The sequence below is a fragment of the Mesobacillus jeotgali genome, from assembly GCF_031759225.1.
Classification (GTDB): domain Bacteria; phylum Bacillota; class Bacilli; order Bacillales; family Cytobacillaceae; genus Mesobacillus; species Mesobacillus jeotgali_B.
Genome location: NZ_CP134494.1, coordinates 4,297,133 through 4,309,634 on the forward strand (window position 1 = coordinate 4,297,133; position 12,502 = coordinate 4,309,634).

Sequence of the window (12,502 nt, forward strand, 5' to 3'; positions counted from 1 at the left end):
AAAATTCGACATTCCGCTTACAGTTCTATACTTAATTAGGAAAATATGATTATACTAAGTAGGAATATATAGCCATTTAACATATCAGGAGGGCATCAAGTGAAGATGGATAGACAACGAAAGGTTAAATCAAAAACAGTTTTTCGCTTCATGGCAATAGTCAGTTTAATTCTTTTTACCTTCCCTGCGCTTACTTTTGCGCATCCTTACAGTGCAAGCTTTACAAACATCCAATTCAATGAAAATGAGACAACTGTTTCTTTCTCTATAGATACACTCTCAATCATTGAACTCCAAGAAGATATCGACCAAAATAAAGATAATATTCTTCAGATGAAAGAAATCAATAGCGAGGAAGACCACCTTGTTGAATTTCTTACACATAGTGTGATTCTTGATAAAAATAACGAGCAGCAAGAACCTGAGTTGCTCTCTATGAAAATTGATAAAAAGGATAACAAAGAATTTCTTTCTCTTTCTTTGAAATATCCTGCATATCAGCCAGGTGATACCATTACCATTAATGACGGTCTCTATTACAAAGACGTAGATACAAATTATGTGAACCTGCTATCCGCCACCATTTTCGGAGAATCCAGTCAAGCTGCTCTTCAGGGAGAAAATAGATCCTGGACCATACTTCTCACAGAACCTCAGCAAGAACAGCAGGCAGGGGGAGATTCTTCTTCTAGCACCGGCCCAGCAGACGGGGCATCCGGAAATAAGACAGCGAGTTCTTCCTGGTTGTCATTTTTCAAGCTTGGAATGTCGCATATTTTAACTGGTTATGATCATCTCTTATTTCTGTTCGCCTTATTGCTGAGGAAGCAAACATTCAAGCAATATGCACTGATTGTGACTTCCTTTACTATTGCCCACAGCATCACGTTGAGCCTTGCTGTTTTGGGAATTATGGATTTACCTTCAAAATTTGTGGAGTCCGTGATTGCCTTGAGCATCATCTATGTGGCCATGGAGAATATTTTCAGAAAGGAAGTAAACCATCGCTGGGGATTGACCTTTGTCTTCGGACTGATCCATGGTCTTGGGTTCGCGAATATCCTTCAAGAGATGAACCTTTCAAAGGGAAACATTGCATTGGCACTTGTAAGCTTCAATATTGGAATTGAAGTAGTACAGATTATGATTGTACTGCTGGTACTCCCTTTACTTACCTATCTTCATCGTCTTAAGGATTCAAGCAAATACATTAAATATGGATCGATTGTGATCATTCTATTTGGAGCCTTCTGGCTCGTTGAAAGGCTTTTCTCATAGCAGGGAATGATAGCCTCCCCCATTTCGGGTGGAGATTTTTTGCATCAAATGATAACTCACTTATTTTTGACACCTGAGAGATTGCTAATCTCTCACTCTAGCAAGGGGTATTTTTTACTCATTCTGTACATTTCCTGTTTCTTCTTTGGGAATTATGTCGCAAATTGTAATATAAATGTAATTATACCGTTATTTGTTTGTAACCCCTTTCGCTATATACTAGGTTTAACTTTTAATTAACGGGGGTAAAACTACTTGTTTAAGAGAATCCTAGCATCCTTGTTGCTCTTCGCTTTGGTAGCTACTGTCGCACCGTCTATCGATCAAGCCTCTGCCTCTGGAAAGACTTATTATGTGAAAGTTAATTCTGGATCATTAAATATGCGTAATAAACCTGCTACATCCGGAAAAATAGTTGCTAAACTTCCTAAGAACCAGCTAGTAACTGTTTCATCTCAATCAAAAGGTTGGGCAAAAGTTTCAACAAAAGGAAAAACAGGTTATGTAAGTTCAAAATACATTGCCCCTAAAACCACCAAAAAAGCAACAGTAAAGAAAACAGCCGTAAAAAAGGCATCTGTTACTCCTGTTGGTGATTATAAATCAAAAGCAATATCCGTGGCCAAGAGCAATCTTGGTGTGAAATATAAATGGGCTGGAAATAATCCAAATGGATTTGATTGTTCAGGTCTAGTAAACTATTCATTCGATAAAGCAGGTATTGATTTACCTCGCACCGCCGAAGAAATGTATAATGTCGGCACCAAAGTTACCTCATACCAACCTGGTGACCTATTATTCTTCGCCACTAGCGGTGGAAGAAAAGTCACTCATGTAGCGATTTATATAGGAAATGGACAGATGATCCACTCAGCAACTTCTAAAGGTGTATCAATTGCCAGCATCAATAACCCATATTGGAAGCCAAGATTTATCGGCGCTAAAAGAATATAAATTACAAAAAAAGTGGCTGTTTTGCCACTTTTTTTGTTTTTTCCATATTCTATATGCCTTAATACGACATTTTGTGACAAAATACCTATTGATTATTTTTTTACAATTGAGATATTTATATAAAGGGCAAAATCATTGAAAAATGATGACGCAAAGCTATAGGGACCTCTTCCACGGGAAAAGTCAGCCAGCTACCATCAAAATAAAAGGAGAAAATTTGATGTCAAACAATTGGATTACACCAGAAGAAATGCAGAGGAAAAAAGCGAGACAAAAAAATATTTTGTATGCAGGATTGCTATTAGCTACTGCATTGCTTAGTGCAGCCGTAACTTTACTTGCTAATCAGATCTAAAGCTCCCATTGTGGAGCTTTTTTCATATTGATAAATATAGATCCCAGTAAAAAAGGAACGCCACATTTGCAGAGGTGAAAAGTGACGTTCTCTCGATAGCACTTACTTCTTCTTCGTCTTATTCGCGATTCCAATCGCCCTGTCTGTTCCTTCAGCTGCCTGGTCGAGTGCTTCCTGCGGCGGTGTTCCCTGGTACATGTTTTCAAGTGCGGTTACGACTTGCTGGCGTGATTCTGGGAAGACGGAAATCAATGCACCCTGGGTCGCAAATGATGGTTTTGTATCCTGCAGCTGGTCTACGGTCACCTTGAATTGCGGGTACTTTTCCCACTCTTTTTTCACGATTTCTTCTTCATATGCAGCTGGATTGATCGCGAAGTAGCCTGTGCCGATATGCCATTTTGCCTGGCTTTCCGGTGAGGCGAGGAATTTCATGAATTCCCATGCTGCCTGCTGCTTATCTTCGCCGATCCCTTTGCTCATCCATAATGACGCCCCGCCAATCGCGACGCCCTGTCTCTCGACTTCATCTGGGTATGGGATATAGGCAACTCCTACATCAAAGGAAGAGTTATTGATCGCTCCTGCCACACCTGCTGATGAATCCATGTACATCGCGACTTTGCCTGTCTGGAAGGCAGCGCGGATATCATCCCAGTTCGTTCCGTAGTTGCCGAATGTTCCTGCTTTATTCATGTCGTCTAGAAATTTGAAGACTCGCAGTCCTTCTTCCCCATTGAACACAGCTTTTGTTGCGTCATCAGAACGTCCGTTATCATTATCGACATACAGACCGCCTTGTGTCGCTACAAGTTGTTCAAAGAACCAGCCATATGTCAGCATCGAGAAGCCAAAGCGCTCGTTTTTCTTCGTCAATTTTTCAGCAGCTGCTTTTACTTCACTGAATGTTTGAGGCGCTTTTTCCGGATCAAGACCTACTTCCTTAAAGGCATCCTTGTTATAAATCATCACCGGTGTCGAGGAGTTGAACGGCATCGAATACAGCTTGCCATCAACTTTATAGTAGTTAAGGATATTTTCCTCAAGTTGAGACAGATCATAATCATCCTTATCAATGAATGTCTGCATCGGTTCAATGAAGCCACTTTCAATCATGTACTTTGTTCCTACTTCAAAAACCTGCATGATAGCAGGCGCATTATCGGTCCCGCCAACACTGCGTAACTTAGTCAGTGCTTCTTCATAAGTACCCTGGAACTCTGCATTTACAACAACCTGATCCTGTGAATTGTTAAAATCAGCGACAATGCCATCAAGTGCTTCCTGGCCCGGCCCGGACATCGCATGCCAGAATGAGATTTCTGTTTTCTCGCCAGGCTTCGTTCCGCCATCCTTCTCCTTGTCTTTGTCATCTCCCTTGCTTGCATCATTCGAACATGCTGACATGACCAACAGACTGAAAATCGCACTGATCACGAGAAACCAACGAAACTTTTTCACCATCTTGCTGAACACCCCTTTTATTAAAATGCTTCTGGATACCAGAAGTTGAACCCGAAATGAACTACTTTAGCGCTCCCTGGGTCAAGCCTTTTTGGAGCTGCTTCTGTCCTGCGAAAAGCAAGAGCAGCGTCGGGATGATGACCACGATCACTCCCGCCATGACGACGCCCCATTCGGTCGCGACTTCCTGGGACTGCAGCTGCTTCAAGCCGATCTGTACTGTCCTCACCTGGTCTGTGCTTGTTACGAGCAATGGCCATAAATACATATTCCATGTTGTAAGGAAACCATAAGCACCCAAAGTGACAAGGCTTGTTTTTGACACTGGAAGAATCACTCTCCAAAAGAAAGCGAACTTCCCGAGCCCGGCGACTTCCGCTGCTTCATGCAGCTCTTTGGGGATTGTCTTGAAGTGCTGTCGCAGCAGAAAGGTACCGAAGGCCAATGCGAAGAATGGCACGGTCAATCCTTGATATGTGTTCATCCAATCAAGCTTTTGGATTGTAAAAAAGTTAGGAATCATCGTTGCTTCCCATGGAATCATCATCGTCGAAATAAAGAGAAAGAAGATAAAATCTCTTCCCTTAAACGGGATGAAGACAAAGGCATAGGCCGCCAGACTGCAGACAACCAGCTGACCAAGCATGACGCCAAACGACACTATGAAGCTATTGATCAGGTAATTCATCAGCGGCAGCCGGTCGAACACTTTTACATAGTTATCAAAGTGGATAGATTCAGGGAAAAACTTGCCCTGGAGGATTTCTCCGCCTGACATGAAGCTGATCATGAAAGCATATAGGACCGGGAAAAATACCAAAAAGGCTGATATCACAAGCAAAATATAAAACAGGATTTTTTTCGGTGTCGACATCATCATTGATAGTGCACCTTCTTTTCTCCGAGCTTAAATTGCAGGATTGTCACGATTAAAATGCAGATGAATAGGAAGACAGCCTGCGCGCTTGCTGTCCCGAACTGATAGTTGACGAATGCTTCCCGGTAAATGGAGTAAACAATCAGATTAGTTGCCTGGGAAGGGCCGCCTTTCGTTAAAATATCGACCTGCCCAAAAGTCTGGAACGCATTGATCAAGGAGATCGTGATGATGAAAAACAATGTCGGCGACAGCATCGGAATCGTAATCCTGCGTAATTGATACCAGTAGCCGGCACCGTCGATCTTGGCGCTTTCATATAAATATTCATCAATATTCTGCAGCCCGCCAAGCAGGATGAGAAACGAGAAGCCGATATTCATCCAAATCGTTGAAATCGAAATTGACACGAGCGCCCAATCCGGATCAAGCAGCCACTGCACGCCCGGCAAATTCATGACATTAAGCAGCCGGTTGAACATCCCGATGCTTGGATGGAACAGGAACAGCCAGACGACAGAGGAAGCAGCGACCGAAATGCCCATCGTTGAAGAATAGACAGTCCGGAAGAAGCCGATTCCTTTCAGTTTTTCATTCGCGATCAGCGCCAAATAGAGCGCAATGATGACCCCTGTCGGAACGGTGTAGAGAACAAACAGCACCGTCGCCTTGATACTGTTGCGGAATTCCCTTGACTCGAATAAATAGGCATAATTTTCAAAGCCGACAAAAAGCGCAGCTGCTCCCTGCTGGTCAGTAAGAAAGAAGCTCAGGTAAATCGTTCGGAACATCGGATAAAAGATGAACACTGAAAACAGAAGAATCGACGGAAACAGGTACAAAAAAGCAGTGCGTGCATTAAGCGATTTCCTCCACAAGCCGAGCTGCTTTGGAGGAGTACTGGCTACGTCTGCCTTCATATGAACACCTCTTTATCAAAAACATGGTTCTCGATATCCGATGGAGTTTTGATGATTTTTTCCGTCTCGCTGTCAAACAAACAGAGAGAATCGTAATTGATGACAATCGGAACCATATCCCCGACATCAATCCGCCATTGGCCGGTCCATTTCGCCATCCATTCCCTTCCTCCCATATCGAAGGAGAAGATCGTTTCATTTCCAAGGACCTCTACATTGGTCGTTTTTACATAGACTTTATCTTCTGCTTTCGTCTCCTTTGTCGCTGCTTTCAGATGTTCGGGACGGATACCGACAATGATTTTGTCTGTTTTTAAGAGATGACGATCCTCTTCGGGGATGGCTAATTTTGCGTCCTCTCCGAACACAACCTCGTTCTTCTCTTGATTGACCTTCCCTTCGCCAATATTCATCGGCGGTGAGCCAATGAATGTCGCAACAAAAGGATTTGCTGGATTATTATAGATATCGATAGGCTTGCCAATCTGCTGGATTTTTCCGTCATGAAGGATCATGATCCTGTCCCCCATTGTCATCGCCTCGACCTGGTCATGGGTGACATAAATCATCGTGATGCCTAGCCGCCTTTGGATCTGCCTGATTTCCGAGCGCATATGCGCCCTTAATTTAGCATCCAAATTGGATAATGGCTCATCCATCAGGCAAATCGGGGCCTGGTTCACGATTGCTCGTGCCAGCGCGACCCGCTGCCTCTGGCCGCCGGACAGCTCTCGGGGCTTCCTTTTCAGGTATGGTGTCAATCCCAGCATTTCCGCGACATCCTCACAACGTTTTTTCCGCTCTGTTTTCGAGACTTTTTTTACATGGAGACCGAAAACGATATTCTCTTCGACTGTTAAATGAGGGTATAAGGCATAATTTTGGAAGACCATTGAAATATCCCTTTTGCTGGGAGGAAGCCAGTTTGACTCAGCATCACCGATCTTCAGGACTCCGCCCGTGATCTCCTCCAAACCTGCAATCATCCGCAGCATCGTACTTTTCCCGCAGCCGGAAGGACCGACGAGGACGAAGAGCTCTCCAGGCTCAATACTGACTGTAATATCTGAAATGACTTCTGTTTTTTTATCGTATGATTTAGAAACACCAACCAATTCTACTTTTTTCATGATTGCCACCCTTTCTCTTTAAATCCCAAGTTCCTGAAAAAAGAGACCACAAATAATGCCTATCCATTCAGGCAGTAGATGTGGTCTCCTGGTCTCCGTCACAAAGTATTAACTTGTAGACTTTGCAATATATATTGAGAGTATATGTTTTTTATTTTGCTAGTATGTTAGAAAATCACATTTCACATAAAGTGAGGGAATCATGAGAAGTATATCGCTTTTATTCCTCTGTTTGATTTTGCTGGTAATTGCCGGTTGTGAGAGCCACAGAGCTGGGCCTGCTTTTGTTTTAACGGAAGATTTCATCATTATCGCTCATAGAGGGGCATCGGCTTACGCGCCTGAACATACATTGCCTGCGTATGATCTGGCGGTGCACTCGGGTGCCGATTATATTGAAATCGACCTGCAGATGACAAAAGACGGGGAATTGATTGCCCTGCATGATTCGGAGGTAGACCGGACGACGAATGGCTCGGGCCTGGCAAATGCGCATCCTCTGGATAAAATTAAGGCGCTGAATGCAGGTTCGTGGTTTAATGAGCAGTATCCGCAGCTCGCCAACCCTGCATATGAAAATGTCGAGATCCCTACACTCGAGGAAATTTTTCAGCGTTATGGGACTGCCGCGAATTACTACATCGAAACCAAAGCACCAGGGATGGAAGAGAAATTAATCAAGCTGCTGAGGAAATATTCGCTGGTCCAGTCAAAATCAAAAGTCATCATTCATTCATTTCACAGCAAAAGCCTGAGGAAAATCCACAAGCTTGAACCGGGAATTCCACTAATCCAGCTATACAAATATTCAGATAAGGCGAGATTGACAGACACTGAGATTAGGTCGCTAAAAAAATATGCGTCTGGAATCGGAGTCAACTTCGGGAAGGTGGATGAAGATTATATTAAAAAAGCTCATCGTCATGGGTTGGCGGTCCATCTTTTCACTGTTAATACCGATGAAGAGCTTCAACATGCTGTTGAGGTTGGAGCGGATGGAGTGTTTACTGATTTTCCGAAAAAAAGTCCGTGATATGATTCTAAATCTAGCCGAAAAATAATAACCACCCGTGAGAACGGGTGGTTTTCTCTGCGGCTGAAAGCCTTTGTTACTGACCAAACCCTAAAGGGCTACTGAAAGGTTCGCCAATTGTACTACTTCTACTGGCCAGACCTCAAAGGCCTTCTCCCCTTCTAACTTCGTTTCTTTTTCTTCACTTCTTCTCCTGTGAATGGATCAATGTATTCCATCATCGTTAATTGCTCTGCGACTATATCATCTTGTATTTGATTTCGAATGTAATCTTGTATTACCTTTTTGTTTCTTCCAACGGTATCGACATAATAACCTGTACACCAGAATTTTCGATTTCCATATCTGTATTTCAGGTTTGCGTGCCGATCAAATATCATTAAACTACTTTTTCCTTTTAAGTAACCGACAAATGAGGAGACACTTATTTTAGGCGGTATACTCACTAACATATGTACGTGGTCCTTACAAGCTGTCGCTTCGATTATTTCTACACCTTTTCTTTCACATAATGTGCGTAGTATTTCTCCAATATCTTTTTTGATTTTCCCATAAATGATCTGTCTCCTATACTTTGGGGCGAATACGATGTGATACTTACAATTCCAGGTAGTGTGTGCTAAACTGTTATTGTCTTTAGACATAGGACTTCCTCCGTGCAGATATTTTTGGTTGGCGAACCAAAAAATATTTTAGCACCGTGGGGAAGTTTTTTTAATACCACGCTGAAAGCTTTTTGGAACCCCAGGCATAGCCCGGGGTTTTCATTTCCACAATAAAAATGCTCCTGATCTGATGCCAGGAGCATTCCTTTCTTTTTTATGGTTGCCGGTCCGCTGCTTTTCCCAATTTCAAGCTCAAATCGTCCAACTTTTTTGAAGTTGTCCTCTCGACTCGAATTGTGCATTAAGCATTCTGTGCTGCCATAGCGGCTAAAACCTATTTATAACTCTCTTCATCTAACGCCCTATAGTTGAATATTCCCTACCTCATCAAGCATGGCTCCCCATTCTTCATAAGAACGCAAGTAAATATGGACAGGTCTCTCTGAGTCTTCTGAGTATTCCACCACCCAAATTCCTTTTGATGACGGCAGGAAGAACATGATATTCGTGAGCATTGGGTCAGCTTCCAGGGTAGGCAGATTAAATAATGAAATATTATTTAACGACCATTGCTTCGAACCCAGCGCGTTTATGAATTCGTTGAAAGCTTCATTTTCCTCTGATGACAAATATGCATAAGCTTCGAGTTTGGATAGATTGCTTTTATCACTTAGCAAATCAAAATCCTGCTCAGTCAATTGGAATGACATGCCATCTACAAAATTAATATTAGTAAAAGAATAATATTCTTTTATGTGGGATGGCAGTTCCTCTGATGTTATGTATGCAAATTCATGAATGATATCCCGGTCGATCAAGTGGGAAAGCCAGGTGTTTTCATCCATTTTATGAATCATTAATATATGCTGTTCCGGTACATGCGAGCAGCGGATCATCCACTGGGATTCTACATACGATTCAATGAAGGTTTCCATCTCCTCGCTGATTGGAGCTTCGTTATTCGCTTCCCTTTCATAGTCCCATATTTGCTTCAGCATCAATTGATGGATCGTAGCCTGCATTACAGATTGCCAATTTTCAGGCGTCACGCTTTCCATAGACGACTCCGCTATTCCCTTCCCCACTTCCGGATAACCGCAAAATGTCACTAGTAATGCCAGTTCTTCCGTTGTACATGCCAAAAGAGGCTTCATCCCTTCCACATCCTTCTTATATAAAATGAATAAGTAATTATCTCTAAAAAAGTCTGTTGATTTTGCGCTCTCTCGGAAATAGCTTTAGCTATAGAAAGATTGAACGCAAAGCAATACTAATAATATTAAAAATGATGACTCCAGCAATTCCGAACAGAATTAAAAATAACAACATAAAAATCTTTCTAAAAAACCAGTTGACCCTATACAACTTTTTATAAATGAACGGCCCTACTCCTACTGTTATGGTTAATAGAGAATTAATGGTCTTTTCATAGGGTGTTGAGGGATTCTCAAAGATTCCCCACTCATAATATTCAATTATAACTCTACCTAATATAAAGACTGCCGCACCATAGCCGCTTTGAAAGACAAACCACATTGCGATTGTTTTCTCTATAAAAATTATTATTTCTTCAGCACTCACGCAGTAACCTTTCTCCTTTATCTTGTTAGTTACGCAACAGTTCAGTTAAAGGAATAATGAACGTAAAGCAATACTAACAATCTGGTAAATGATGATTCCAACGATTCCGAACAGAATTAAAAATAGCAACATAAGAATCTTTCTGAATAACCAATTGACCTTGTATAGTTTTTTGTATACAAACGGACCTACTCCTGCTGTGACTGTAAGCAGGGTATTAATGGTCTTTTCATAGAGTGTTGATGGCTTTTCAAAAATCCCCCACTCATAATACTCAATCATGACTCTCCCCACTAAAAGGACTGCCATCGCGTAGCCGCTTTGGAAAAGGAACCAAACAACTATTGTTTTCTCTATAAAATAAATTATTTCTTCAGTACTCACACCATTTCTCCCTAGGTATTATTCAAAAAAATAATTGTATAGTTTGATATAAATTTTTAAAGGAGTAATGAACGTAATACAATACTAACAATCTGATAAATAATAACCCCTATAATCACAAATAATACCAAAAAGGCCAGCATTAGAATTTTTCTAATTAGCCAGTTATACTTATTTAATTTTTTATAGACAAAAGGACCAACTCCTACTGTTACCATTAATAATGTGTTTATAATCTTTTCATAAGAAGTTGATGGATTTTCGAAAATTCCCCATTCATAGTATTCAATCATAGTATTCCCAATTAATAAGACAGAAATTGAATAGCCAATCTGGAATATAAACCAAATGACTACTGCTTTTTCAACAAATAAAATTGTTTCTTCCATTTTCTCTCTTTCCACCTTTAGTTCAATTTAGATCAATTAAACCAGCTTGTAATAGACTTTTTCCATTCGGATATTTTTGGACCTACAGAAACGTCGAGCTTTTTTGCAAAACTGCCACCAACGTCTTTAATTTGGTCTCCCCACTTTACACTGACTACACCGCCGACAAAACCACCTACTGCTCCTCCAATAACAGTCCCGACCGGTCCACCTAAACTGCCTATTACAGCACCTGCTTTTGCCCCAGCCCCGATGGCAGCCATATCTAAAGCAAGGCCACTCACTGCTCTTCCTGCACTCTCAAAAACTCCCTTATTACCACTATTATATGAGTCATTAAATTCAGCTACACTGGCAATAAGGGTAATCCCCGTACTTACAACAGGAATTCCTCTCCCTACCTTCGCGAACCCTTTCGCTTCAGCTACGGACTTTAACATCCCTTTGGTCCCCATATCAATTCTTTCATGAACGGACTTCATTAGATATTCAGCCCTCATGAAGTTTGCGTTTTTCGGGAAGCCTGCAACATGTTTAAGTATAGCTGAAGGATTATTATATGAGGAAACGATTTTGTGCAGTTGCTTTGTCACAGGGTTGCTTGGAGTCGATTTTGCAAAGTCATATAGGAATTTAGCGGTTTTAGAGCTGTACTTCCCTTTACTGGTCCATGAGGCATCAGCTCCGACTGAAAATTTATATCCTCCTTTTAATTTTTGCCAAAGTGAAGGTTTTCCTCCAAAATAATGTATACGCAGCTTTTTGCCAACAGCAAATGCCGTTGCCATTGAAGTCAGTTGCGAGCCTATAAGTGCTGCATCCATCAATCCCATCTTTTCATTAAGTGAACCAAAGTAACTTAGAATTTCATCAAAGGTGGATTTTTTCTTCTCTGCTTTTGTCACTGCTTTTTCTATGGCTTTAACGCCGGGGTTGTTCCCGGCTGACAAACCGAAACCTTTATTCCATGAAGAAATAAGTGAAACAGCCCTCTTGTTCACACTATTTTCTGCAAGTGTATATGAATTAACAGATTGGTTAACGAATGAGCTCAACTCATTCAACCTTCGTTCGATCCTTCCCACGGAACTCCCTGCTTTAGCAAGATTTGCACTGATTCCGCGACGGGATGAGATCCTTCCATCCAGACCTCCTTTTACCCGAGCTACACCATGCTGCATGTGTCCGACCTGTGCTGCAAGTCGCCTGACCTCTGGATTAAGCGTTTGAACAAAACCACCCTTAAATTTTATTGACTGCATACTACTGGAGGCACCCCTTCATTTTTAATTCCTTTTAGAAAAATTAGGTAATTAACAATAATATCCTACATAATTGATGTCCTCGTCAAATGAAAGCATTAATGAAATACCTTTATATATTAACCTTGATTAATTGGCCTCCATAAGAGCCAATAGTCTTTTTTTAGGGAAATGGCCTTTAAGCAACATATTTTTTGGAAAAATCAACAATGAATCATTGTAAAAATATTTCTATAAACAAAAAAGACCAAAAAGCAATCCCTGCACTTT

14 protein-coding genes and 1 riboswitch are annotated in these 12,502 nt (G+C 41.4%); of the genes, 4 read left to right on the top strand and 10 right to left on the bottom strand.

Annotation, left to right across the window (positions count from 1 at the left end):
- Positions 1-105: 105 nt before the first annotated feature.
- The 3 genes from RH061_RS21475 (at position 106) to RH061_RS21485 (ending at position 2,587) form a co-directional block, all read left to right on the top strand.
- The gene (locus tag RH061_RS21475) at positions 106-1,278 is read left to right on the top strand and encodes a HupE/UreJ family protein (protein ID WP_311076493.1); all 1,173 of its coding nucleotides are present in this window, start codon (positions 106-108) and stop codon (positions 1,276-1,278) included.
- 255 nt (positions 1,279-1,533) lie between these two features.
- Positions 1,534-2,232: a C40 family peptidase gene (locus RH061_RS21480; RefSeq protein WP_311072796.1), complete on the top strand. Its 699-nt coding sequence runs from the start codon at positions 1,534-1,536 to the stop codon at positions 2,230-2,232.
- A gap of 115 nt (positions 2,233-2,347) precedes the next feature.
- Positions 2,348-2,431, top strand: a riboswitch (cyclic di-GMP riboswitch).
- Positions 2,432-2,452: 21 nt separating this feature from the next.
- Entirely contained in the window at positions 2,453-2,587 is a 135-nt protein-coding gene (locus tag RH061_RS21485; RefSeq protein ID WP_311072797.1) for a hypothetical protein, read from the top strand.
- A gap of 102 nt (positions 2,588-2,689) precedes the next feature.
- Here the strand turns inward: RH061_RS21485 and RH061_RS21490 are convergent, their stop codons facing one another.
- The 4 genes from RH061_RS21490 to RH061_RS21505 form a co-directional block, all read right to left on the bottom strand.
- On the bottom strand, positions 2,690-4,051 hold the full coding sequence (locus tag RH061_RS21490; RefSeq protein ID WP_311072798.1) for an ABC transporter substrate-binding protein: 1,362 nt from the start codon (positions 4,049-4,051) through the stop codon (positions 2,690-2,692).
- Between the two features lie 61 nt (positions 4,052-4,112).
- Positions 4,113-4,925, bottom strand: coding sequence for a carbohydrate ABC transporter permease (locus tag RH061_RS21495; protein WP_311076494.1), 813 nt, complete (start codon positions 4,923-4,925; stop codon positions 4,113-4,115).
- Between the two features lie 2 nt (positions 4,926-4,927).
- The gene (locus RH061_RS21500) at positions 4,928-5,848 is read right to left on the bottom strand and encodes a carbohydrate ABC transporter permease (protein ID WP_311072799.1); all 921 of its coding nucleotides are present in this window, start codon (positions 5,846-5,848) and stop codon (positions 4,928-4,930) included.
- Positions 5,845-6,978: an ABC transporter ATP-binding protein gene (locus RH061_RS21505; RefSeq protein WP_311072800.1), complete on the bottom strand. Its 1,134-nt coding sequence runs from the start codon at positions 6,976-6,978 to the stop codon at positions 5,845-5,847. Before RH061_RS21505 ends, RH061_RS21500 begins: the two co-directional genes overlap by 4 nt.
- A 202-nt stretch (positions 6,979-7,180) precedes the next feature.
- Here RH061_RS21505 and RH061_RS21510 point away from each other — a divergent pair, with 202 nt between their 5' ends.
- Positions 7,181-8,011, top strand: a complete 831-nt coding sequence (locus RH061_RS21510; protein WP_311072801.1) for a glycerophosphodiester phosphodiesterase — start codon at positions 7,181-7,183, stop codon at positions 8,009-8,011.
- A gap of 161 nt (positions 8,012-8,172) precedes the next feature.
- Here the strand turns inward: RH061_RS21510 and tnpA are convergent, their stop codons facing one another.
- The 6 genes from tnpA to RH061_RS21540 form a co-directional block, all read right to left on the bottom strand.
- On the bottom strand, positions 8,173-8,655 hold the full coding sequence (tnpA, locus tag RH061_RS21515; RefSeq protein WP_311072802.1) for an IS200/IS605 family transposase: 483 nt from the start codon (positions 8,653-8,655) through the stop codon (positions 8,173-8,175).
- Positions 8,656-8,978: 323 nt separating this feature from the next.
- The gene (locus RH061_RS21520) at positions 8,979-9,770 is read right to left on the bottom strand and encodes a hypothetical protein (protein ID WP_311072803.1); all 792 of its coding nucleotides are present in this window, start codon (positions 9,768-9,770) and stop codon (positions 8,979-8,981) included.
- 88 nt (positions 9,771-9,858) lie between these two features.
- Entirely contained in the window at positions 9,859-10,197 is a 339-nt protein-coding gene (locus RH061_RS21525) for a hypothetical protein (protein ID WP_311072804.1), read from the bottom strand.
- 45 nt (positions 10,198-10,242) lie between these two features.
- Complete coding sequence (locus tag RH061_RS21530; RefSeq protein ID WP_311072805.1) at positions 10,243-10,581, bottom strand: hypothetical protein; 339 nt, start codon at positions 10,579-10,581, stop codon at positions 10,243-10,245.
- Between the two features lie 56 nt (positions 10,582-10,637).
- Positions 10,638-10,970: a hypothetical protein gene (locus RH061_RS21535; protein ID WP_311072806.1), complete on the bottom strand. Its 333-nt coding sequence runs from the start codon at positions 10,968-10,970 to the stop codon at positions 10,638-10,640.
- Between the two features lie 32 nt (positions 10,971-11,002).
- Positions 11,003-12,232, bottom strand: a complete 1,230-nt coding sequence (locus RH061_RS21540; RefSeq protein WP_311072807.1) for a hypothetical protein — start codon at positions 12,230-12,232, stop codon at positions 11,003-11,005.
- Between the last annotated feature and the right edge of the window lie 270 nt (positions 12,233-12,502).

Excerpts from the sequence above, each read along its gene's own strand:
- RH061_RS21475 (WP_311076493.1), top strand. The coding sequence starts at position 106 with ATGGATAGACAACGAAAGGTTAAATCAAAAACAGTTTTTCGCTTCATG.
- RH061_RS21485 (WP_311072797.1), top strand. The coding sequence starts at position 2,453 with ATGTCAAACAATTGGATTACACCAGAAGAAATGCAGAGGAAAAAAGCG.
- RH061_RS21490 (WP_311072798.1), bottom strand. The coding sequence starts at position 4,051 with ATGGTGAAAAAGTTTCGTTGGTTTCTCGTGATCAGTGCGATTTTCAGT.
- RH061_RS21495 (WP_311076494.1), bottom strand. The coding sequence starts at position 4,925 with ATGTCGACACCGAAAAAAATCCTGTTTTATATTTTGCTTGTGATATCA.
- RH061_RS21500 (WP_311072799.1), bottom strand. The coding sequence starts at position 5,848 with ATGAAGGCAGACGTAGCCAGTACTCCTCCAAAGCAGCTCGGCTTGTGG.
- RH061_RS21505 (WP_311072800.1), bottom strand. The coding sequence starts at position 6,978 with ATGAAAAAAGTAGAATTGGTTGGTGTTTCTAAATCATACGATAAAAAA.
- RH061_RS21510 (WP_311072801.1), top strand. The coding sequence starts at position 7,181 with ATGAGAAGTATATCGCTTTTATTCCTCTGTTTGATTTTGCTGGTAATT.
- tnpA (WP_311072802.1), bottom strand. The coding sequence starts at position 8,655 with ATGTCTAAAGACAATAACAGTTTAGCACACACTACCTGGAATTGTAAG.
- RH061_RS21520 (WP_311072803.1), bottom strand. The coding sequence starts at position 9,770 with ATGAAGCCTCTTTTGGCATGTACAACGGAAGAACTGGCATTACTAGTG.
- RH061_RS21535 (WP_311072806.1), bottom strand. The coding sequence starts at position 10,970 with ATGGAAGAAACAATTTTATTTGTTGAAAAAGCAGTAGTCATTTGGTTT.
- RH061_RS21540 (WP_311072807.1), bottom strand. The coding sequence starts at position 12,232 with ATGCAGTCAATAAAATTTAAGGGTGGTTTTGTTCAAACGCTTAATCCA.